Source organism: Acetobacterium tundrae, assembly GCF_008086615.1.
Lineage (GTDB): Bacteria > Bacillota > Clostridia > Eubacteriales > Eubacteriaceae > Acetobacterium > Acetobacterium tundrae.
On the sequence record NZ_RXYB01000004.1, the window covers coordinates 44987 to 68537 of the forward strand.

The window sequence follows — 23551 nt, forward strand, 5'->3', positions numbered from 1 at the left end:
GAAAAACTTATGCTCGTAGTAGCTTATGATAATCGAAGTGATGTTGAAATAGATGAAACCGTGCTGGAGGAAATTGAAGATGCCATGAAACGAACCCTGCTTCATCAGGAAATTGGGGTTGAATGTGAAATTAGTTTTTCATTTGTAAATGCTGAAGAAATAAAAGAACTGAACGCCAATTATCGGGGCAAAAATGTCGTCACGGATGTTCTTTCCTTTCCCATGCATGAAGATTTCTTATATGATCGAATGATGATCCTTAAAGATAACCCGCACTTACCGTTGCTGCTTGGGGATGTTGTCATTTGTATTCAGCAAGCCATGACACAGGCGGAAGAATATGGAAATACGCTAACCCGTGAGCTTTGCTATCTTTCGGTTCATAGTGTCCTTCATCTTTTGGGGTATGATCATATGGAGGAGAATGAAAAAGCAGTGATGCGCAGTATTGAAAAAGAAATTATGGGCGATGCTTAGGATACCAAGTTTTTCAAGAGAATTAAAATCAGGAGGTGGGAAAAATCAGAAGAAAGCTCACAAAAAGTTTTTCTTATGCCATCGATGGAATAAAATATACGATAAAATCGCAACCCAACATGAGAATTCACCTTGGCGTTGGGACAATTACCATCGCGGCAGGGATTGCCTTTAGAATCGCAAGTTATGAATGGCTGGCACTGGTGATAGTCATTTTTTTTGTTTTTATATTGGAGATACTAAATACTGCCATTGAAACCCTGGTTGATCTTTATACAGAAGAATATCACCATTTAGCGAAAGTTGCCAAGGATACCGCTGCCGGAGCGGTGATGGTTGCCGCGATCATGTCGGTCTGTGTGGGACTTATTATCTTTTTACCAAAAATAGTCAATTGGTTTTTCTAACCAAAGAAAGAATGTGAACGATGAACGAACCATTTAAATCAGGATTTATCAGTATTGTGGGACGACCAAATGTTGGGAAATCCACTTTATTAAACAATATTATGGGAGAAAAACTGGTCATTACTTCAGCCAAGCCCCAAACCACCCGAAATGCTATTCGTTGTATCTATACCGATGAATATGCCCAGATGGTGTTTATCGATACCCCGGGGATGCATCGACCCAAAAATAAACTAGGTGATTATATGCAAAAAGCCGCCGAAAATACTATTTCGGATGTCGATGTTGTTTTGTATCTGGTTGAGCCGGAGACGAAAATCGGCCCGGGCGATCAGTATATTCTTGAAAAGCTGAGAGCCAGTAAAACACCGGTTATTTTGGTGATCAACAAAATCGATTTGTTACCGAGAGAAGATCTTCTGGTCACCATGGCCGCGTATCAAAAATATGATTTTCTCAATTGTATCATTCCAATTTCAGCCGCCAAAGGCGATGGAATCAGAGAACTATTGGATATCGTTACCAAATTGTTAGAGCCGGGTCCGATGTTTTTCCCGGCCGACATGATTATTGATCAGTCCGAACGTTGGATCGTCCAGGAACTCATCCGGGAAAAACTTCTGAACCTGTTGAATGATGAGGTGCCCCACGGGATAGCCGTTGAAGTCACCTCCATGAAATCGCGAAAAGGAAAAGATATCATTGATATTGAAGCGACCATCTATTGCGAAAGAAAAACCCATAAGGGCATACTGATTGGCAAGGGCGGTTCTATGCTGACAAAAATAGGCAGTCAGGCTCGCCGGGATATCGAGTTTTTCTTAAAATCCAAGGTCAATCTTCAGCTTTGGGTGAAGGTCCGTTCTGACTGGCGGGAAAGCAATTTTGATCTCAAGGATTTGGGCTATTTTGAATAACCCATTTGGGCAGGCGCATTATGGCACTGATTAAAACAAAAGGCCTGGTTATTAAAGAACAGGCTTATAAAGAGCAGGACAAGATTTTGACGATTTTCACCGAAGATGAAGGGAAGATTCAGTGCATGGCCCGAGGCGTGCGCCGTCAAAAAAGCGGCCTTTTGGCCAGCACTCAGATTTTCGCCTATGGTGAGTTTGTTTATTATCCCGGGAAGAATTTTGGCATCATCAACCAGGCAAATTTAATCGAAGCGTTTTATCCGTTAAGAAATGATCTGACAAAAATGGCATTGGCCGCTTATTTGCTGGACCTCATTAACAATGCCTTTGATTTTTATCAAAAGAGTCCCGAGATCCTTAAACTGTTATTGCACGTGTTGTTTTATTTATCCGGAGGAAAAGCCAAAAATGATCTTGTTCTAGTTGGCGCCTTTCAGTTGAAACTCGTCAGTGTTTTGGGATATCGGCCCGGGATTACTCAATGTATGATTTGTAAATCAGACCAGGAACCGGCTGTTTTCAGTATTGAAAGTTACGGTATTTTATGTAAAAATTGCAAGCATCAGGCGACCGGTTATTCCTATAAATTAAGTCCGGGGATGCTGGAGCTCTTACGGGATTTTTTAAGAAAACCGATCAAAGAATTAAAAGAACAGGATGCTTCCATCGAAGATGCAACAAAAGTCAATGATTTATTGGACCATTACATTGGCTATTGCGTTGGGAAATCATCAAAAGCTTACACTTTTTATAAAAGTTTGCTAAATCCTTTATCGGAAATAAAATAAGTTCCCCTGGTACAAAGAGAGTCAATAATTATCGTGAAAAAGGAGAAAAAAATGTATCTGGCAATGACAATGGAGGGAAAAACGTTGGCGAGCAAGGTCTCGCAACGGTTTGAATTATGCAAGTATTTATTAGTCGTGGAAACAGCTGATTTAAGTTTGAATGTGATCGAGAATAAAGCTGATCTTTCAGAAGAAAACTTGGCACAAAAAGTAATTGAATTCGGTTGTGAAGGCATCATAACCGGCGAACTTAATCCAGCTGCCTTTGATGTTTTGGCCGATGCTTATATCACCAGATATTCAGGAGTCGGTCATTCGGGAACAGCGGCACTGAAGTTACTGGAAAAGCGAAAATTGGCGTTGATTAAAACGGTTGATGGATCCGATGGCTGCGGCGGAGATCACCAGCAGTTATAAATTAGAGGGTGGATTCGAAAGTGACCCTTAAAACAAAACTTTAAATTAGTGCTTTAAGAAAAAATATATAATAAAAGGAGAAAACAATGGGAAAATTTAAAATGGCACATACGATGATTCGCGTGTTGAATTTGGAGAAATCGCTTGCTTTTTACAAGGAAGCTTTAGGCTTTGAAGAAGTGAAACGAAATGATCAGCCTGAGGGCGAGTTTACCTTGGTATTTTTAGGGGATGGTGAATCGAATGGCCATCAATTGGAACTTACCTATAACTATGGTCAAGTTGTACCGTATGATTTAGGCACCGGCTATGGTCATCTGGCATTGCGTGTGGATGATCTTGAGGCGGCTCATGCTGAGCATCAGGCAAAGGGATATAAACCTACAGATCTAAAGGGTCTCAGTGGCGATGGCAAACCCCGCTTCTACTTTCTTGCCGATCCTGATGGCTATAAAATTGAGATTATTCGAAACTAAAACTGCTTGGCCCAACAAACTGGTATGCAAAAATTAATGGTAAAAAGCATTTAGCACACGTTGTTTCGACGTGTGCTAAAAAATGCAAAAAAATTGAAGTGGCTATTGGGCAAGCAGTGCTTTCATCTTTTCGATAACCTGATCAATGGCGGCTGCCGATACGCCCTGGTTAGTGACAAAGCGATACAGGCCATCTTCTTGACCGTTGATTTTGATCTTTTCACTATTTAAGCCGGAAACAAGAGCGGACTCGTTGATGACGGACTCATCTAAAGTGAAAAACACCATATTGATGTCCAAACGATCACGACGAACATGGCAGGAATCAATCTCTTCAAGACGATCAGCCAGATAACGGGCATTTTTATGATCTTCCGATAATCTTGAGATCATTTCAGTCAGGGCGATGATCCCGGCAGCGGCTAGAATTCCGGCCTGGCGGAGGCCACCGCCCATGAGTTTTCTGTTTTTACGGGCTTTGCGGATAAAATCATTGCTTCCTAACAAAAGTGATCCGACTGGAGCACACAAACCTTTGGAAAGACAAACGTTGACGGAGTCCCCGTAGGCGGCAATCTCTTTCGCATCCACCCCAAGGGCAACCGCGGCATTGAAAATGCGAGCTCCGTCAATATGCACGGGAATATTTTGCGATTTTGCAAGCTGGTAGACGGTCTGCATATTTTTAAGCGGAATAGCGGTTCCGGCTGAATGGGCATTTTCCATACAGATCAATCCGGTCTTGGGAAAATGAATATCATTGCCGCGAATCATCTTTTCCAGCTTGCAAACATCAACTCGCCCGTCATCGGTCGGGAAGGGACGGGTTTGAACGCCGGAGAGGACTGCTGCGCCACCGACTTCATGCATGAGGATATGACATTCATCACCCACGAGAATTTCATCACCCCGTTGGGTATGAGACATGATGGCCACCTGATTTCCGAATGTTCCGGAGGGAACAAAAAGGGCCGCTTCTTTTTCAAACCGTTCACTTGCTAATTTTTCCAATTGGTTGACTGTTGGGTCATCACCGTAGACGTCATCACCTACTTCGGCATAAGCCATCGCCTGGCGCATTGCCGCTGTCGGTTGGGTAACGGTGTCACTTCTGAGGTCGATCCACATTTTTTCTCCTTCTAAAATGCTGCTGTATTGTTTTTAAAATATTATACTATACTTTAAAAAAATGTGCCAGAAAACAGATCAAGTTTAAAATGAATGTTTAAAAATGAATCGGCCTGATGAATCATCGGCGGTTGGAAACGGTGAGAATGAAAATAATCAGATTTCGTCTGTCAAATAAATTAACAGGCATCATCAAAATTGAAACTGAGTGTTTCAGCGATTTCTTCCCAGGTAGTAAAACCAAGATAGGTTTCTTTGATTTCCTTAATACTTTGGCGAGATAAGTGTTTCAGGGAATTGTCCCACATGGAAACATCGCCGCTTTGGGAGTTTGCCAAATCATCAAGATTGGCATCGATATTAAGGAACGCATCACTTAATATATAAAAGCTGATTATTTCCCGTTCATTGACGCCGTTGTAATTTTCTTGTTCATATTTCATCGCGCCTTCAATTTGACGGACCATTTCAATTCGGTCGGTATCTAAATTCGTACTTTTCGTTAAAGCGTTTTCGGTCTGTTTGGCTTCGCCGATAAAAATAAATTTGTCGGTTTGAACAAAGATATCAGGCTGTGAGTTGCTTTCCAATATCCACCATTTATGAGGGAAACCGGCGGTTTCATCATGGGCAAGGATATTATTGGTGGCTTCTAAAACCGTTCGCTTTTCACCGGAAATAAGTTCATTTCTCTTTTTTGTTGTTTTGTTTTCAGGAAGAACTCGGCCTGCATTGGCCTGATTTAGATTCTCAACAAGCCAGATCAAGCGAGACTTTGTGGGCGCGAGACTTTTCTCTTTTAAGTCGGAACCGTCATAATAAACAGCCTCGATGGTGCCAATATCCTGATCCTGCCAACGGTCTTTTCGGTATCCGTCGTTCATCAGATTCAGGAGATTAATAAAACGTTTACAATCTCCCTGGACGTAATTGGCCATTAAGGAGTTTACCCTTGTTTTAGAACTGCTATTGTTACCCATATACACATTCTCCTCTAACACGATTTTTAGCAAGTAATTTAATCATTTTTCCTGAAGCCCAATCCAATAGCTGTGAAATAAATGAAAACGGAGTTACACATTAAAATCAATCTCTACGGTTTACCAACATTAATTCTCGTTCATGTCTTCTATTATACTATTCAAGTCGAATAAATGGTGATTTATATTTATGAATTCACACAATTAATCAGTTTTGTCGATTCAAACAGATACGGCTTTTTTTAAGGTATATATCGCTGGCTTGCGATAAAATGTGAGCGATAAGAAAGAAACAGTATTTATTTTCAAGAACTCATTATTAAACGGATTACAAATCACTTTGATTAGCGATTAAATAATAATTAAGGAGAGAAGATGGATGGTGTAATTATTGCTCTAAACAATGTATCCAAAAATTTTGGCAGGAGAATCATTTTAGAGCATATCAATTTGATTATCAAGAAGGGTGAGTCAATTGCTCTGCTCGGACATAATGGAAGCGGAAAAAGCACTTTGCTAAGAATGATCTGCGGCTTAACAAATATGACTTCAGGTAACATTGAATATACAGCCCGATTAAAATTTAATTATGTTCCTGAACATTTCCCCAAGATAGATCTTACAGCTCGTGAATTCATTGGCTATATGGGACTGATTGAGGGAATGCCTGAAAAAATGGTTAATGACAGAAGTCGAGAATTATTTCATGAGTTTTTTATGGACGAGATGATGGATGTTCCGATTAAACATTTGTCAAAAGGTACGATTCAAAAAGTTGCTGTTATACAGGCTTTATTGCAGACTCCCGACGTTTTACTGTTGGATGAACCTTTATCAGGGCAGGATAGTCAATCTCAAATGGCCTTTATTAACCTAAGCAAAGAATTAACTAATCAAGGGGTAACCGTTGTTATGTCCTGCCATGAACGTTATCTTGTCAAGCAGTTATCGCACACAGCCTATGAAATAATCGACAAAAATTTAATGCCGGTAAATTTGACCGGCTTAAAAGAAATTGACTATGATTTTATGGTTTTTGATGCCAACCGTGACAAGAATATTGATTCCAGCATCATGGCAGGGATTGAACAATTGAATGATTTTGAAAATCGGTTAGAATTAATTGTTAGAAAAAATATGAGTGATGAGGTTCTAAAGCAAATGTTAAAGGATGATTTTAAGCTCCGGTCAATGGGAGCAAAAGAAGAATGAAAAATCTGTTAAGATATCATATTAAAGTATATTTCAAATCAAATAAGTTATTATTGCCTTTTTTGATTTATCTGATTTACTTATGCACGGCATATAGTATTATGCCTTATTCAATTGTTTCAAGTTTTTCGGAATCAGCATGGGTTCTTTTTTTTGTGATGACCTATGTCGGATTCAGCTATACTGAGATGGAGAATCCGGTTACCGAACAATTGGTACTGTTGAAAGTCAATAACGACAATTTATATTATATGAGTCGGATAACAGTTCTTCTGATCGTTGGGGTTATCATGAGTGTCATGGGAATGCTATATCCGGTGATTTTCAATGTGATTAATCATTCTCAATTATTTACTAGAAGCTTAATGCTCTCGGATATTATCTTTGGACTTTTTTTGCATTGCACGATGGGATTCTTAGGGATTATGACCGGTTCGCTTTTTCATCCGAGAATTATTAAAAACAGAAAAATAGCGATCTTGATGGTGTTTTTAGTTGCAGTATTGGCCGTAGCAAAGGGATCATTAATAAAAGAACTGCCATTAGTTCGCTTAGTTAGCTGGGTTTTTCCACCGGTTTATGATATTCTTGTGACTTTTACAAATCGAGATTTTTTCGGTTTGCAAATGATGGTGATGCCAATTCTGGGGGGGATAATTTACGGGACCGTATTAATGCTTGCGCAGATACATTTTTTAAAGAAAAATAAATTCTAACGCGTTGCGATCGTATCAAAGAGCTAAAGAATCAAGATAATCTATTTTAAAATTTTGATTTCGACACCCCAAAGTGGGTACTTAAATGTAAGCTAATAAAAATAACGTGGAAAAATTAAATAGATATAAAACATACAGCTTTCGAAAAGTGAGAAACAAGAAAAAAAAACTCTTTTGTTAAATTTTAGAAAGTTTTTTTAAGAAAAATAATGATTTGTAGGAGTGTTTATTATTTTGAAATAAATCGCTTGAAAGGCTTTGCAAAAGGAAAATATAACAAGAGTATTAATTGCTCAAGTGATCTTTCGTAATTTACAAAAGTGAATTTATTAGCCAATTCGTAAATATTAAAATTTTATTAAATAATGATTGACAGAAAGATTAAATTGATTTAAAATTGATTTATCGTAAAAAAGAGTCAATAAACAATTGCTCTTTTGAAAAGATCAGAACATAGAAGTTTAACGAGGAGGTAGATTAGTATTGATTATTATTGGCGAAAAAATCAACGGAGCTATTCCTTCGACAGCTAAAGCAATTGCTGAAAAGGATGCAGACTTTATTCGAAATCTTGCCAAAATCCAAACAGAAGCAGGTGCGGATTATATTGATGTCTGTGCTTCGGTGGAGGATAGCATTGAACTTGATACCATGAAATGGCTGATTGACTTAGTGCAAGAAGTTACCGATACACCGATTGCCGTAGATAGCCCGAATGTACATACCTGCGTTGAGGCGATGAAATATTGCAACAAACCAGGTTTATTCAATTCCGTATCATTAGAAGGTGATAAAGTTGACATTGCATTCTCTGAAATCGCTAACACGAAATGGGAATGTGTGGCACTTTTAAACAGTGATAAGGGCATTCCCAAAACAGCTAAAGACCGTTTGGATGTCTTTATCGATTTAATGGCAAAAGTGAAAGAATATCATATCGATCCATCCCGCATCCATATTGATCCCTTAATTGAAATGCTCTGTACCTCAGAAGAGGGCATCAGCATGGTAACCGAAGTCATTAGAGGCATTAAAGAACAGTATCCCACCATTCATGTCACCGGTGCCGTCAGCAACATTTCCTTTAATCTGCCTGCCCGAAAAATCGTCAACCAGGCCTTTGCTGTACTGGCGATGAACGCCGGGATGGACAGCTTTATCCTGGATCCGCTGAATCAGGATCTGATGGGAATGCTTTTTGCCACCGAAGCGCTGCTGGGTGAAGACGACTACTGTATGGAATATATCGGTGCCTATCGTGAAGGTATTTTTGGTCAGAAAAAATAATTATAGAAAAAATAATTATATAATTTAACTACACACATAGTTAAGAAAAATTAATTAAAAAATAGGAGGAAGAAAAAAATGTCAAAAATTGAAGATGTAAAAGCTAAGGTAGAAATTGGAAAATCAAAACTTGTTCCAGGTTTGGTACAGGAAGCACTAGATGAAGGAAATAAACCAGAAGATATTCTTCAGGCGATGGTTGATTCAATGAGCGTTGTAGGGGAAAAATTCTCGGCAGGAGAAATATTTGTCCCTGAAATGCTGATTGCTGCTAAAGCAATGTCAAAAGGGGTTGATGTACTTCGACCACTTCTTGCCGGTGATGGTGCGTCTTCATTGGGAACCTGTGTTATCGGTACCGTAGCAGGAGATTTACATGATATTGGTAAAAATCTTGTTGCCATGATGATTGAAAGTGCTGGATTTACAGTAGTTGACCTTGGTGTTGATGTACCAGCTGATAAATTTGTTGCCGCGATTAAAGAAAATGAAAATGTAACATTAGTAGCGTGTTCAGGACTGCTAACAACAACAATGCCGGCACTGAAAGAAGCTGTTGCCACGATTAAAGCCAGTGGATTAAATGTTAAAGTCATCGTTGGCGGAGCACCTGTAACGCCAGAATATGCCGCTGAAATCGGTGCTGATGCTTATGCTCCGGATGCCGGCTCGGCAGCCGTAAAAGCAAAAGAAATCGTCGCTTAAATATAAATTACTTACAAGAAAATTGTTAGAGTGTCAAAATGATTTTTGACACTCTAAACAAAATCTTAGACTATGAAAAAAGGAGGTAATATAATGTTAACTAAAAGACAAAATTTAATGGAAACGATTAAAGGTGGCAAACCTGATCGCTTTGTAAAACAATATGAATATATGAATTTCATAATGGAAGCTCCAATGGGCGCTATGGTAGGTCCAGGGCAGACAATTGTGAATGACTGGGGCATTACATTCACATGGCCAGAAGGTCAGTTGGGCGGGTTCCCTGTCCATGATGATGAACACAAAGTATTAAAAGATATTACTGAATGGCGGAAATTCGTTAAAGCACCTTCGGCTATCTACCCAGAAGAAAGATGGGCGGCAGCGATTGAACATGCCAATTCAATTGATCGCAACGAAGAATTTGTAACGTGTTTTGTTGCTCCTGGGATTTTTGAAATGACGCATCATCTGATGAGCATGGAAGATGCTTTAATGGCGCTTTATGAAGAACCTGAAGACATGCATGACCTGATTGATTACCTTGTTGAGTACGAATTGGCATATGCAAAACAAATAGTTGATCACCTTCATCCAGATTGTATTTTTCATCATGATGACTGGGGCAGTCAACGTTCGTCATTCGTTTCTCCTGAAATGTTTGAAGAGTTCTTTTTACCGGCATACAAGAAAATCTATGGCTTCTATAAAGCAAATGGTGTTGAACTGATTGTCCATCACAGTGATTCCTACGCTGCAAATCTTGTTCCTTTTATGATTGAAATGGGAATCGACATTTGGCAGGGAGTTATGACAACAAATAATGTTCCCGAACTGATCAAAAAATACGGCGGCCAAATCTCCTTCATGGGTGATATCGATAGTGGCGTCGTCGATTTCCCAGGCTGGACACCGGAGATCATTTTTGAGAAAACGAAAGAAGCCTGTGAAAGCTGTGGCAAATTATACTTTATTCCAGGCGCAAGTCATGGCTTGAATTTTGGCTGCTTCCCAGGCGTATACGAATCAAATGATGAAGCGATCGATAAAATGAGCAAGGAAATGTTTTAACCTAACCGAATATACTTTAATGAATAGCTCTATTTTGGCAAGTTCCTTGTGAGGAACTAAGCCAAAATAGAGTTTTATGTCGTTCAAATTAAATTGAACAAAGAAATTAATTTTATAATTAAAGGGTGGTTAAGATATAAAAAACTTGTCACGCGTTGAATTACTCTCTATAATAGTTACAGAATGGTAAGCTCGATTGAATATTAATGCGAAACAAACTAATAATTTAGAAGCTTATCAATATTAGAATAAGGAAGTGAAAAATGAGCTTTGAATTAATCCAGGAGATTCCGTCCCCAAGTGAAATATTTGAATTACTACCCTTGTCAGAGGCAGGAAAAAAAATAAAAGCAGAACGTGATCGCATCATCAAAGATGTCTTTGAAGGTCGGGATGATCGATTTATATTGATTATTGGCCCCTGTTCGGCTGATAATGAAATAGCGGTTATCGATTATGTGAGTCGATTAAGTAAAATTCAAAAAGAAGTTGAAGACAAAATCATTATTATCCCGAGAATTTATACGAATAAACCAAGAACAACCGGTGAAGGATATAAAGGAATGTTGCATCAACCGGATGCGAATAAAAAGGCAAATATGGTCGAAGGCATCAAAGCCATTCGGAAACTGCACATCAGAGCAATTGAAGAAACCGGTTTATCCTGCGCCGATGAAATGCTTTATCCCGAAAATTACGCATATTTAGAGGATGTCCTCAGTTATGTGGCAATTGGAGCAAGATCGGTCGAAAATCAACAGCATCGTCTGGTCATCAGTGGTCTGGAAATACCGTCAGGTATGAAAAATCCCACCAGTGGTGATATTACTGTTATGCTGAATTCCATCCAGGCCGCACAGGCGGGCCATACATTCATCTATCGAAACTGGGAAGTAAAAACATCAGGGAATCCCCTGACCCATGCTATTTTAAGAGGTTCAGTGGATCAGCATGGTCGAAATTTTCCCAACTACCATTATGAGGATATTAAACGTCTGATTAAAATGTATCAAAAAAGAGATTTTCATAATCCGGGAATTATCATTGATTTGAACCATGCCAATTCAAACAAGTGCTTTAGTGAACAACCTCGAATTGCGCGTGAAGTGGTTCGTAATCGTCATTATGATGCTGATATGAAAAAATATGTTAAAGGTTTGATGATTGAAAGCTATATTGAAGAAGGAAGCCAGCCAGTTGATGGAGGCGGGTATGGGAAATCCATTACGGATGGTTGTCTGGGATGGCCAATGTCGGAAGCTCTTATTAGGGAGATTGCAAAAAAATTATAAAAAGTGGTTTCTTGCCCAATAATTTTAGCTTGCTAAATGGCTGATGACAAAAGCTAAGAAAAATCCTGAAGCAGTAGCCAGGGCAATGAATCTTCCGCCTTCTTCAAAAGCTTCAGGCATCATGGTATCAGCGATCATGGCTAAAATTGCACCAGCGGCCAAGGATAATGTAATGGCAATCATGTCTTTAGATGCGTTGCCTAAAAAAACATAACCTAAAACTGCAGCACAAACGGAGGTAGCGATCGTAATTCCCCAAACGAATAGAATATAAATATTTGATTTTCCAGCGCTTTTCATGCCCTGAGCACCAGATAGTCCTTCAGGAAAATTGCTTATAAAAACGGCAATCATCATGCTGAATCCAACACCTTGTCCAGCAGCTAACCCAATGCCGATGGCTAAAGATTCAGGAATACCATCCAGAATGGCGCCCAGAAGTATTGCTGATCCTGAATTCACATCACTCTTTTGATCCGTTTTATTTGTGTGAATCTGGCCGTGTCTACGTTTACGAAAGTGTCCACCCAAATGGTCAATTAAGTAATCACCAATGACAAAAAGCAATGTTCCGGCAATGAATCCAATTGATGCAGAATCAAAACCTCCAGACAAAAAAGCGTTTTCCATAAGATCGAAAGTTAAGGCCGAGATCAGCACCCCCGAACCAAAAGCCATAATAGCACCGATGGCATATTTAGACACTTTTAAATACATACCTAAAAGTGCCCCAATAAAGAGGGTAGAGCCACTGATAAGACCAAAAATTGCTGCAGTAGTCATTGATAGTTCCTTTCTGTAATAGGTATTGATTAAACATTCAAGTTTATTTAAGAGCTTCCGATTGTATTAAATGAATAAAATAGACTTAGTTCTATAGAATATTTTATTGATAAGTGGAGCTTACTACAATTCTCATTCTTTTGTCAAGAAGTCTCAAAGATGTTTTTTGAATTTAGATTAACTATTAATGTCTTTCTTGCAATAAACTTAATAAAAAGAGGGAATTCTTAAATATCTTGACTCTGCTTTAAATAATAGTTATATTCAAAAAGGTAAATAAATTTGAGAGGAAGCTTACATGAAGAACTTTTTAAAAGAATTTAGAACCTTTGCCCTGCGGGGAAATGTGATGGATCTTGCGATCGCGGTCATAATCGGAGCTGCTTTTCAGGGGGTCATTAAATCGTTAACCGATGACATTATATCTCCTATCCTTGGCATCTTTGCGAGGACCGATTTCAGTAATTTTGTATTACCGATTTTCGGTGTCGAAATTCGATATGGCTCTTTTTTTACAGCGATCATTAATTTCGTAATTATGGCTTTTGTGATCTTTTTTATGATAAAAGTTATGAATCATTTAGCAGGTCTGCGGAAAACTAAAAAAGTAACCGAAGTAAAGACAAAAACTTGTCCTTATTGTTGTACAGAAATACCAGTCAAAGCGCAGCGATGTCCAAATTGCACGACGAGTCTGATAAGACAGTGAGACTAAAACAAAAAGGTGCTCGAATTGAAAAATCAATTCGGACACCTTTTTGTTTTTTATGAATTGTGATAATATATAAAAATATGTTTTAAAAATAAATAATTTAAGGAGAAGAATGTGGAAACTAAAAAATTCTTTTCTCTGAGTTTGGACAACATTGAAATTGCAACCGCATTTGTTCGAGACTTGTTGGAGAAATATAATTGCACAAAAAGGGACAGCGTTCGGGCCCAGCTCTTTGTCGAGGAGACGATTGTCTACTGGAAAAAAGCCTCCGAGGAAAATGAAAAATTTGAGATATCATTGCGGAAGCGATTTAAAACAATTACCCTGTCGATGAACTACTGGGGGGATCAATCCAATCCATTGACACTGCCGGAAGAAACAGAGGATGCAGATTTGGATCTGATTGGTCAGAATATTTTAATTGGTTTATCATCAGTTACTTATTCCTACGACAACGGCTGCAACAATGTCTCCTATACCTTAAAGGAAAAGCCCCTCAATCCGGCAATGACTACGGCTATTGCCCTGGCAGCGGCGATTATTATCGGTTTAGGATTGCTGCATTTTGCTCCTGCTACGGGGGTTCTGATGGCCAATGCCATTCTGACGCCATTGAGCAGTATCTTTTTCGGCTTCCTCAATGCTGTCGTTATCCCGGTATTATTTCTTTCAGCAATCGGCAGTATTTTCAACATGGATAATATTTCCCAGATGAAGATAATATTTAAGAGTCTGCTTAAGTGGTGTGTGGGAATCATGGTGCTGGCTTCTGTTATAGTACTGGCGGCGGCTCAGCTATTTTATCTTGGTAACAGTTCTGTGGCTTCCAGCGGTGGCAATAGTGACTTATGGAGTCAGGTCGGAAAGATGATATTCGGCATCATACCGGCCAATATCATTCAGCCTTTTTTGGATGGGAATACGTTGCAGATTATGTTTCTTGCCATTATTGGCGGCATCGTGATGCTGACATTGAAAGGGCGTTTCCCTTTTGTTACAAAGATAATAACAGAGGCTAATTTAATTTTTTCAACGATTCTTGATGCCGTTTGTTCGCTGATGCCCTGGGTTGTCTTTATCAGCATCTTGAATATGATGGTCTCAGGAAATGGCGGAGCCCTTTTGGGAGCAATCGGAGTGATCGCATTGATTCTAGGGTGTTTCTTGATCCTGGTTCTTATTATGCTACTGAGTGTCGCACTGATTGAAAAGATGAGTCCCATCGCGTATCTGAAATCCGCCGCGCCATTTTTATTGATTGCCTTTTCTACAGCCAGTTCAAGTGCCTCTTTTGCAAGTCACAACGCAACGGCAATTTTCAAGCAGGATATCCGGGACTATGTGGTCAATTTTTCAATTCCAGTAGGGGTGTTATTCAACAAACAATCAGTCATTATCACGATGGTGTTGACGTCGTTATTTATGGGTGGATATTATCAGATGACCTTTTCAATTGGAGAAATTATACCGGTGATCATACTCAGTATGGTTTTGTCGGTAGCCTGTCCGCCAACTCCGGGAATGGGGGCGTTTCTTTTTACCATTGCGTTTAACCTGATGGGAATTCCTTTGGAAGGATTGGCGTTGGCCGTTAGTATTGATATCTTTCTGGACTATCCGTGTACCGCCATCCATGTGCTGATAACAAATATAGGCATGCTGCATACCGAACATATGTTAAGAATGAAAGAAAACAAGGCGATCTGACCAATAATTATGTTTTAAAGATATTCATAAATGTTTTCTTTAAAACGTCAGCAAAAATTGCAGCATTGGCTTCTTCAGGCCGATAACAGATGTAAATATCCTGATAAGCAGATTTATTGGCTATTTTTACATATTTTTTATATTTTCGGGAATCCGTATAATAACTGATATGCAGTGAATCACTTAAATACAAATGGGACGTGAAAAACAAATGCTTATAGGCATAGTCCAAATCATAATGATAGGCAAAATTTAATTTTATATTTTCCTTTTGGCATAGGTAGTCGATAAAAGGAGCAGTTTTAATAATGTTATTTAGTTCACCCTTAATATTTACGAACGCTTCATTTTCTAGTTGATTCAAGTTAATTTCTTTCAATGCTGCATATTTGGATTCCGGAGGAACCGCGATAAAAAGTTTATTTTTAAATAAAAAGGTGCTTTCTATATTTTGATCAGTCAGTTCTGCTTTGTATTTATTGATACTTAAGTGATCAGTAAAGATAATATCGGCCTTTTTTTCAAGTAACATTTCGATCGATTTTTCAAAAGATACCGTTTCTTTTTTTATGCGAATGTAAGGATATTTTTGCAAAAATGTGCTAATCGATTTATCTAGAATATTTTCTCCGAGATCGCACAGCACAATGGAAGAATGAGTCGTTTTATTGTTTGGGTTAAAATATTGATTCATATTATCGTAACTGTTTAAAATGGTACTAATATATCCCAGCAACACAGTCCCATTTTGATTGATATATATCTTTCTGCCGATGCGATCAAAAAAGGTGCAGTTGAATTCATTTTCAATATTCTTCAATGTTTTACTCAAAGCTGAAGAGGTAACAAAAAGTTCATCGGCAGCTTTGGCAATACTTTCGTGTTTAGCAATTATTTTGAACTGCTGCATCTGTAAAAAATTCATTGTATCCCCCTAAAAGTGCTTTATTATTACCCTAAAATCAAGTGAAAGTTATAGTAAAAGTATAACACAGTCTGGCATTTTTTTTCAATTATTGACTATCTGGTTAACAATAAAGATAAAAAAGCAAATAGACGTAATTGTAAATATTTTATAATATACAATTATAAAGAAGCAACTCATAATATAAAGTAATAATAAGTAGTAAACGCTTAGTTATTTTATAAATTTAAATGAAATAGGGGGATTTATATGAGCAAATTTATGGAAGTAGCAGCGAATCGGGATTATTCAAAAGAATGGCAGGCACCAGGGAGTTTTCCATGGATTTTTCAACGACCGAAAGATCCAATTGAGGAGCGACCAATCCGTGTCAAAGACAATTATACCCGGTGCGCCAAAGGGGAGCAGCCTTACTGGATGCCGGCATATTTTTACGAATCCAATATTGTTTGGCCAGATGCGATGGAAGAGCATCCGGTACCGGAAGTTGATGGCTATGACTGGTGGGGTGTTAATTGGATGATGGTGGAATCGGCAGGCGGGATGATCACAAAGCCGGAAACAAGAACAATCACGGACTTTGCCAATTGGAAAGCGGAACTTGAATGGCCGGATTTATCCCGGGTCGATTTCAAAACAGATGGTCAAAAAATTCAAAATATGCTTGATCCCGACAGACCTCATATTTATGAATGTGTGGAAGGTGTTTTTGAACGGCTTCACGAATTGATTCCTTTCGAAGAAAGTCTCATGGCATTTTATGAAGAACCGGAGCTACTGGAGGAATTCTTTCAGAAAATGGCGGATTACAAGATTGAATCAACGAAAAAAGTATTCGAGAACTATGGAAGAGTCGATGGTGTATTATATCATGATGACTGGGGAACGCAGCGGGCGGGATTTTTCTCCAATGAAATGTTCCGTGAACAGATCATGCCGGCAACCAAACGCTTTCTAGATTATGTAAAAAGCCAGGGCAAGTTCGTCGAACTGCATTCCTGCGGTAAGAACATTCAATATATTCCGATGATGCTTGAAATGGGAATTGATATGTGGACACCGCAGCTGTTCATCAATGAGCCGGACTTTTTGCACACAACCTACGGAAAGAATATGACTTTTACGTTTCCGTTAATGATTGCGCCGGATTGGAATGAAGACCAAATCCGCCAGGCAGTGCGGGATTTTGTGGATCATTTTGGGGAAAACGGACGTGTAATGTGCTGGATCATGGTAGAAAATTTTGATCAAAAACTAGAAGCGATAGCACAAGATGAACTGTATCATTATTCACTGAACTATTACAATAAACTCTATGACAGAAAATAAGCTATTTCGCTTTATCAATAGACTCCTATACTTGTACCGATAGTGGTTTGTCAATTGTTGGTACGGTTGTTTATCAGTCTGAGTCCGCCTTTGGGCGGATTTTTTTATTATTGGACTATTCTTTACTAATTTGACATTTTTATTAAACTAGCGTATTATTAAGCATAGATATAATATGCATACCAATTAATACTATACATATTATATTTACAACATGTAAATTTTGGAGGTGTAGAAAATGAAATCTCTCGATAAATCGATTGGTATGTCTATTAATTACGTAAACAGAAAAATACAAAGATATTTGTCAGCAAATCTAAAAAAATACAATATAACGACGGAACAATGGTCAGTATTACTGCAAATATTAGAAAATGATGGGATCAATCAAAAACAGTTGGCCAAAAAAGCTAACAAAGATCAGACGACCCTTGTTCGAATATTGGATATTCTTGAAAGAAAAGAGCTGGCGATTCGCAAAAAAAGTCCGGATGACAGACGCTTTTATTTGATTTACGGTACGCAAGAAGGCCGAAAACTGAAAGAAGAAATATATCCATTTGTAGAAGGTTTGTTCCAGAATATTATAAAAGGTATTTCACAGGATCAATTGGATTTATTTATTGATACACTAAATAAAATTGATGAAAATATACCTGTTGAAGAACAATAATTATGAGGCGGATCATTGTGCAGATAGATTGTGCTGCTTAATTTGACAAGAACAAACTATGCTCAAAATTTCCCGGGTATTTTGAAGGCACATAGGAGTTTTTTTAATATAGTGTAATTGCAATTGTTATTGAATAAGGAGAAGAAAATTTATGGAATTATGTTCAGAAAAATCAAATTATCAGAAAAAAAATTATAATGTGTTGCCAATCACGATTGCCCTGATTATGGCAGGATTTTGCTGTATGCTGAATGAAACGGTATTGAATATGGCATTAAATAAATTAATGGTTCAATTTGCCGTATCTGCAAATGCAGTTCAATGGCTTAGTACCGGATATATGCTTGTTATGGGAATTGCAATTCCCGTTTCGGCGTTGCTTATTCAAAGCTTTTCAACAAAAAAGCTTTTTATTGCGGCTGTCATAATATTTTTAATCGGAACACTTATCTGTGGCGTTTCAACGTCCTTTACAGTTTTACTGGCGGGCCGATTAATTCAGGCGGTTGGAACTGGTATTTTAATCCCAAACATCGTTAATACTTTAATAATTATCAATCCTGTTGAGAAACGGGGAAAAGCACTGGGGATTTTTAATCTTGTGATGTTTTGTGCACCGGCGATCGGGCCAACCATTTCCGGTTTAATTATTCAATCTCTTAATTGGAGATGGTTATTTTTTATAATCCTGCCTTTTTCGATTGTGTCTTTAATTTTAGGCAGCAAATACGTTGAAAATGTGACGAAATTGACGAATCCGCCAATCGATTTTTTATCGATTGTACTGTCAACTATCGGATTCGGCGGATTCATATATGGTGTCAGCAATATTGGCAGCTCCTATACATATTTGATCGCGATACCGATGATTGCTGCCGGTATCGCGTTAGTCATGTTCGTACTGCGTCAGTTGCACATGAGCGAGCCGATGCTGGATATGCATCCGTTCAAAGAATCCATGTTCAGTCTCGGTTGTATACTTATGATGATCATGCATATGGTTAATTTTGCAACGATGCTTATTTTACCAATGTTTCTTGAAGGTGCTTTAGGCATGACGGCATTTGCGGCAGGTCTTATTATGTTGCCAGGCGGAATTATTAATGGAATCATATCACCGATTTCAGGTCATCTGTATGATAAGTTAGGCCCCAAAGCATTGATTGCTCCAGGATATGCTATATCGGTTATTGCATTCATTTTACTTTCACGTTGCGTATCGATGACGATCAGTATCCCTGTCATTATTGCATTGCATTGTTTATCTCTCATAGGGGTGGGACTAATTAATACTCCGGTACAGACAAATAGTTTAAATCAATTGTCTCCGAAATATTATCCTCATGGTACCGCCATCACAAACACGCTGCAGCAAATAGCCGGAGCATTTGGAACGGCTCTATTTGTTGCAATTATGACCGCCTATCAAAATAAGTCTTTATTAGCGATGAGCAATCCAACCGCTCCGGGAAATCAATCGTTGAGTTTGATATATGGAGTACAACACGTTTTTACAATTGAAACTGGTGTTCTAGTTCTGGCTTTTGTATTATCTTTATTTATAGCAAATAAGAATTCAAATATAAAAACAGCAAAATCTTTGGCTGATGGTAGATTGGAAAATAGAAAAGTGATTTAAATGAGGAATATTGATTTTGATTTCTTATATAAGCTTGGACTTCAATCGTCCTTTATATAGAGCAGGGTATTTGACAATTGTAAAACGGTTGTGAGTTTTAAATGGAACCGATGGAATGGACACTAATAAAGTCTATTTCATCGGTTCTTTTTTTTACAGTGATTTTGAATAAATATCTACTAAAAGCTGTATATACAGCAGCGACTTATATGGTATAATAACTCGATATAACTTTTTTCTGATTAATCAATTTTGTTTTCGTTTAATGATTATATTATAATCTGGCAGTGAGGTAGTTTTATAGTAAAAAATATCTAACAATAAGTAGGCTTTGGTGTTTAATATATGATTGATATTTCGTTGTTTGAAAGGATAAATAACAATGAGTGAAAAAAAAAGAAATAGGGCGATAGCGCTTGATATGAAATCGATCGATTTTAATGTGGATAAGATCATTTCATTATTCTTGCGCAAGTCGGCACCAATGATTGACAAACGAGGTTCTAACTTTAGGTATTGTCAATGCCAGAGATGATTATATGAACAATCGACATTTTGTTAATAAGGCATTTCGCATATTTGTAATCAACAGCATCCTCTCTTCGGCCGGGATAGCGATGGAAACATTTGTGGATGCGATCATTCTGGGGAATGCGCTTGGTGAAACGGGGCTGTCGGTATTGGCGGTGGCAATGCCGGTGTATATGATCTATAATTTATTCGGTTACGCATTTGGGGTGGGAGGTTCCCTCAAAGTTTCAGAATGCATCGGTGAGGAGGATAAAGACGGAGCAAATGCTTATTTTACCCAGGCAGTGATATTTTCTGCTATTACCGGTGTGATCATTGCGGTATTTGGGAGGCTGTTCCTTCCGGAAATTATATTTCTGACTGGCGGATCGGGTATTACTACTGCCACAGACTATCTGGCTCCGCTTGTACTGAGCGCTCCGATATTTATTTTAGCACCGGTGATATCACTGCTGATTCGCAGTGATGCTGATCCGTTTCTATCCACTCTTGGTATCAGCCTATCCGTTGTGGTCAATCTCGCGCTTGACCTCGTGTTTATCTTCGGGCTGAATATGGGCTTGTTTGGAGCAGCGCTGGCGATGGTATTGGGGCAGCTTGCAGCAATCATGGTGTATCTGATGCACTTTCTCAAAAAACACAATCATCTTAAACTGCGTCAGGCGACCCTCAGTCCCCGAGCCGCGTATCGGCTTTTTCGAGGCGGATTCGGGATTGCCTCAACATTTGTCTATCAGGGAATCACACTGATTATCATCAACAATATTTTAAGTGCTGAAGTCGGTTTGAGCGGGCTTGCGATTTACAATATTCTTTTTAATATATCGATGTTTGCCTATGCAGTGTTCGATGGAATTTCGCTTGCTCTGACTCCGCTGGTGGGAACTTTTGTGGGTGAAAAGGATACCGAAGGTGTTTACAACACCATGCGATTAGCATTGAAGACTTCCATCGCTTTAGGAGCCATTTGTACACTGGTGATATTTATATTTGCCGATCCGATTGCCGCCATGTTCGGGGTGAGGGAGAATTTGCCGCTTGTTGTTCTGACGATTCGAATCTTTGCGCTTTCGGTGATGCAGAGCTGTTTCAACTGCGTGATGGCAAGCTTTTACCAGACGATTAAACGGCAGTATTTTGCAGGAGTCATTTATTTTATGCGGGGCTTTGTGCTGTTATTAGGCTTTTCTATATGGTTTATTCCTATTTTTGGCGTTTCAGGCACAGCCATGGCTCTGGTTGCAAGTGAAAGTGTGACGACTGTAGTTTTAGTAGTTACGGCGGTGATCATTAAGAAAAAAGGAGACTATCGCAATCTTTTACTGTTCGCCGAGCCTATTATACAAAAGGATTCATTATATGAAACAACGCTTTCTTCCGATCTCAAACAGCTGGAAAGCTGTGTTGCGGAGATTGAAGAATTTTGCGAGCGGCAGAACATCGATAGCAGCAATGCTTATTTCATAAACTTGACGATTGAAGAACTTGCGGCCAATATTATCAATTTCGGATTCAATGACGGGAAACCGCATTATATTAATATAAAAATCGTGTTGTTTGATGAGGATATTTATATTCGAATGCGTGATGACAGCACAACCTACAATCCTTTTGAAGAATCGGGAAAACTCGACGAAGAACTGGATTACCTCGGAGTTTCCATCGTTCGGAAAAAAGCAAAAGCCTTTGCTTACAACCGGACACTCGTTTACAACAATCTTCTCATTATTCTGTAGAACAAGGTGGTATTTATGAAAGAGCAAAAGAGTATTCGAAAAATAAGTCTTAAAACCAAATTTTCAACAGCAAGTATGATTCTGGCAATGGTGCTTTGTGTGATCATCATTATTATTTCCTATTTCAGTTTCCGTGATGCGATGTTTGCACGTTATGAACAGAACATTACTTCTCTTGTAGACACCGCGGCAACCCTCGTGCCGCTGGAGAAAGTCAATCAGTATTATGAATCAAAGCAAACGGATGCGGACTATGATCTTCTTGTCAAGGAATTTCAAATTATACAGGAACAAAACAATCTTGAATATCTATACGCTTATGTTCCGACGAAAGAAGGACTGGATGTCTTTGCACAGGGCACCAAGCCCGGAGACACCGGAAATTTCGTGCTCGGGGATGTCTTGGGTACCGATTATTATCCTCAAAAGGATATTGATGCGGCAAACGAACTTTTTACAAACCCCGATGCGGCTAAAATTTATATTACCAACGAAAGTAAATTCGGCTACCTCATTAGTGCCTTTGATGTGTTGCGGGATGCGCAAGGAAACCCGGTGCTGGTCGTGGGTGCCGATATGTCGATGCAGGACATTAACAGTACGCTCAGCAAATACATTATTTTCGTATCTGCTATTGCAGCGCTGATCTTTATTATTTTCATTAGCATTTATCTGCTTTTCCTGAACAAATCAATCATCAATCCCCTTCAGGTCATTGTCGACAACGCCACGGATTTTGTAAATAACAATATTGATGAAAACATGGGCGAGCTTGTCGCATTGGATATCAATGTAAAGACCGGTGACGAAATCGAAATGTTGGCGGATGCTTTCAATAAAATGACAAGCGACATCATTCGGTATATTAACGAGTTGACAAGTGTAACCTCAGAGAGAGAGCGTATTGAAACTGAGCTTCGCATCGCAACGCTGATACAGGACGGCATGCTGCCACATAATTTCGATTTTCCAGACAGAAACGAATTTACGATTTATGCATCCATGCGGGCGGCCAAAAATGTCGGTGGCGACTTCTATGATTTCTTCTTTGTAGATGAGGACAATTTTTGTATTGTCATTGGTGATGTTTCAGACAAAGGTGTTCCGGCCGCGCTGTTTATGGCAATGACCAAAGCCACGGTAAAAGATCTTGTGCTTCGGCATTTGCCAGTTGACGAAGCAATGACGGAAGCAAACATCAGTTTGTGCAAAAACAACGAGCAGGGAATGTTTGTTACTTTGTTTATTGCGATTGTTAATGTGAAAACGGGTGTTTTCCAGTGGTGTGATGCCGGACATGATCCGGTAATTATCTGGAAAAAGAACGGAGCGGTTGAAATGCTGACCGGAAAAAAAGGATTTGTCTGTGCCGGTCTTGAGACTGCTAAGTACGCGATGAATGAATCGAAAATCGAAAAAGGTGATATCATTTATCTCTATACTGACGGTATTCCAGAAGCCAACAATCCGGAACAGGAATTTTACGGTGAAAATCGTTTGACGACACTAATCGGTTCAACAGAAGAACATGATATCAAATCATTGTGTTCGAGCATCTTAGACGATGTTGACAAATTTACCGCCACTGCGCCTCAGTTTGATGACATCACCATGCTTGGATTCAAGCTCGAGGAGTAAAA

At 38.8% G+C, this 23551-nt stretch carries 23 protein-coding genes; 19 read left to right on the plus strand and 4 right to left on the minus strand.

What is annotated here, in order from left to right; translation table 11 throughout:
• Window positions 1–9: 9 nt before the first annotated feature.
• The 6 genes from ybeY (at window position 10) to gloA (ending at window position 3482) form a co-directional block, all read left to right on the plus strand.
• Complete coding sequence (gene ybeY, locus FZC40_RS04565) at window positions 10–477, plus strand: rRNA maturation RNase YbeY (RefSeq protein WP_148602744.1); 468 nt, start codon at window positions 10–12, stop codon at window positions 475–477.
• 35 nt (window positions 478–512) lie between these two features.
• A complete protein-coding gene (locus FZC40_RS04570; RefSeq protein ID WP_148602745.1) occupies window positions 513–884 on the plus strand; it encodes a diacylglycerol kinase family protein in 372 nt (123 codons plus the stop codon).
• A gap of 20 nt (window positions 885–904) precedes the next feature.
• Window positions 905–1801 (plus strand): GTPase Era, encoded by an 897-nt coding sequence (gene era, locus FZC40_RS04575; protein ID WP_148602746.1) that lies wholly within the window; start codon window positions 905–907, stop codon window positions 1799–1801.
• 20 nt (window positions 1802–1821) lie between these two features.
• Window positions 1822–2589, plus strand: a complete 768-nt coding sequence (recO, locus tag FZC40_RS04580; protein ID WP_148602747.1) for a DNA repair protein RecO — start codon at window positions 1822–1824, stop codon at window positions 2587–2589.
• Between the two features lie 51 nt (window positions 2590–2640).
• Complete coding sequence (locus FZC40_RS04585) at window positions 2641–3006, plus strand: NifB/NifX family molybdenum-iron cluster-binding protein (protein WP_148602748.1); 366 nt, start codon at window positions 2641–2643, stop codon at window positions 3004–3006.
• Between the two features lie 86 nt (window positions 3007–3092).
• Window positions 3093–3482 (plus strand): lactoylglutathione lyase, encoded by a 390-nt coding sequence (gloA, locus tag FZC40_RS04590; protein WP_148602749.1) that lies wholly within the window; start codon window positions 3093–3095, stop codon window positions 3480–3482.
• Window positions 3483–3584: 102 nt separating this feature from the next.
• On the opposite strand, the gene ltaE is transcribed toward gloA, so the two are convergent.
• Window positions 3585–4610, minus strand: a complete 1026-nt coding sequence (gene ltaE, locus FZC40_RS04595) for a low-specificity L-threonine aldolase (protein WP_148602750.1) — start codon at window positions 4608–4610, stop codon at window positions 3585–3587.
• Between the two features lie 179 nt (window positions 4611–4789).
• Window positions 4790–5590, minus strand: coding sequence for a hypothetical protein (locus FZC40_RS04600; protein ID WP_148602751.1), 801 nt, complete (start codon window positions 5588–5590; stop codon window positions 4790–4792).
• A 375-nt stretch (window positions 5591–5965) separates the two neighbouring features.
• Here FZC40_RS04600 and FZC40_RS04605 point away from each other — a divergent pair, with 375 nt between their 5' ends.
• The 6 genes from FZC40_RS04605 (at window position 5966) to FZC40_RS04630 (ending at window position 11873) form a co-directional block, all read left to right on the plus strand.
• Complete coding sequence (locus tag FZC40_RS04605; RefSeq protein WP_148602752.1) at window positions 5966–6802, plus strand: ATP-binding cassette domain-containing protein; 837 nt, start codon at window positions 5966–5968, stop codon at window positions 6800–6802.
• Window positions 6799–7518, plus strand: coding sequence for a hypothetical protein (locus FZC40_RS04610; RefSeq protein WP_148602753.1), 720 nt, complete (start codon window positions 6799–6801; stop codon window positions 7516–7518). The genes FZC40_RS04605 and FZC40_RS04610 overlap by 4 nt, the downstream gene beginning before the upstream one ends.
• 483 nt (window positions 7519–8001) lie before the next feature.
• Window positions 8002–8805, plus strand: coding sequence for a methyltetrahydrofolate cobalamin methyltransferase (locus FZC40_RS04615; protein WP_148602754.1), 804 nt, complete (start codon window positions 8002–8004; stop codon window positions 8803–8805).
• A gap of 78 nt (window positions 8806–8883) precedes the next feature.
• Window positions 8884–9510 carry a corrinoid protein gene (locus FZC40_RS04620; protein WP_148602755.1) on the plus strand — a complete coding sequence of 209 codons (627 nt, stop codon included), beginning with the start codon at window positions 8884–8886 and terminating at the stop codon, window positions 9508–9510.
• A 93-nt stretch (window positions 9511–9603) separates the two neighbouring features.
• Window positions 9604–10581 carry a uroporphyrinogen decarboxylase family protein gene (locus FZC40_RS04625; RefSeq protein WP_148602756.1) on the plus strand — a complete coding sequence of 326 codons (978 nt, stop codon included), beginning with the start codon at window positions 9604–9606 and terminating at the stop codon, window positions 10579–10581.
• Window positions 10582–10844: 263 nt separating this feature from the next.
• The gene (locus tag FZC40_RS04630; protein WP_148602757.1) at window positions 10845–11873 is read left to right on the plus strand and encodes a 3-deoxy-7-phosphoheptulonate synthase; all 1029 of its coding nucleotides are present in this window, start codon (window positions 10845–10847) and stop codon (window positions 11871–11873) included.
• A 24-nt stretch (window positions 11874–11897) separates the two neighbouring features.
• Here the strand turns inward: FZC40_RS04630 and FZC40_RS04635 are convergent, their stop codons facing one another.
• Window positions 11898–12656, minus strand: coding sequence for a ZIP family metal transporter (locus tag FZC40_RS04635; RefSeq protein ID WP_148602758.1), 759 nt, complete (start codon window positions 12654–12656; stop codon window positions 11898–11900).
• A 298-nt stretch (window positions 12657–12954) separates the two neighbouring features.
• Between FZC40_RS04635 and mscL the strand changes: the two genes are divergently transcribed.
• Window positions 12955–13365 (plus strand): large conductance mechanosensitive channel protein MscL, encoded by a 411-nt coding sequence (gene mscL / locus FZC40_RS04640; RefSeq protein WP_148602759.1) that lies wholly within the window; start codon window positions 12955–12957, stop codon window positions 13363–13365.
• A 117-nt stretch (window positions 13366–13482) separates the two neighbouring features.
• Complete coding sequence (locus tag FZC40_RS04645) at window positions 13483–15078, plus strand: dicarboxylate/amino acid:cation symporter (protein ID WP_148602760.1); 1596 nt, start codon at window positions 13483–13485, stop codon at window positions 15076–15078.
• Between the two features lie 7 nt (window positions 15079–15085).
• On the opposite strand, the gene FZC40_RS04650 is transcribed toward FZC40_RS04645, so the two are convergent.
• Window positions 15086–16003 carry a LysR family transcriptional regulator gene (locus FZC40_RS04650; RefSeq protein ID WP_148602761.1) on the minus strand — a complete coding sequence of 306 codons (918 nt, stop codon included), beginning with the start codon at window positions 16001–16003 and terminating at the stop codon, window positions 15086–15088.
• A 249-nt stretch (window positions 16004–16252) separates the two neighbouring features.
• Between FZC40_RS04650 and FZC40_RS04655 the strand changes: the two genes are divergently transcribed.
• The 5 genes from FZC40_RS04655 to FZC40_RS04675 all read left to right on the plus strand — a co-directional run bounded on the left by FZC40_RS04655 (window position 16253) and on the right by FZC40_RS04675 (window position 23549).
• The gene (locus FZC40_RS04655) at window positions 16253–17332 is read left to right on the plus strand and encodes a uroporphyrinogen decarboxylase family protein (RefSeq protein ID WP_148602762.1); all 1080 of its coding nucleotides are present in this window, start codon (window positions 16253–16255) and stop codon (window positions 17330–17332) included.
• Window positions 17333–17570: 238 nt separating this feature from the next.
• Window positions 17571–18005, plus strand: a complete 435-nt coding sequence (locus FZC40_RS04660) for a MarR family winged helix-turn-helix transcriptional regulator (protein WP_148602763.1) — start codon at window positions 17571–17573, stop codon at window positions 18003–18005.
• 151 nt (window positions 18006–18156) lie between these two features.
• Complete coding sequence (locus tag FZC40_RS04665; protein WP_148602764.1) at window positions 18157–19644, plus strand: MDR family MFS transporter; 1488 nt, start codon at window positions 18157–18159, stop codon at window positions 19642–19644.
• Between the two features lie 539 nt (window positions 19645–20183).
• The gene (locus FZC40_RS04670) at window positions 20184–21911 is read left to right on the plus strand and encodes an MATE family efflux transporter (protein ID WP_186843661.1); all 1728 of its coding nucleotides are present in this window, start codon (window positions 20184–20186) and stop codon (window positions 21909–21911) included.
• Window positions 21912–21926: 15 nt separating this feature from the next.
• Window positions 21927–23549: a SpoIIE family protein phosphatase gene (locus tag FZC40_RS04675; RefSeq protein WP_148602766.1), complete on the plus strand. Its 1623-nt coding sequence runs from the start codon at window positions 21927–21929 to the stop codon at window positions 23547–23549.
• Window positions 23550–23551 lie beyond the last annotated feature (2 nt).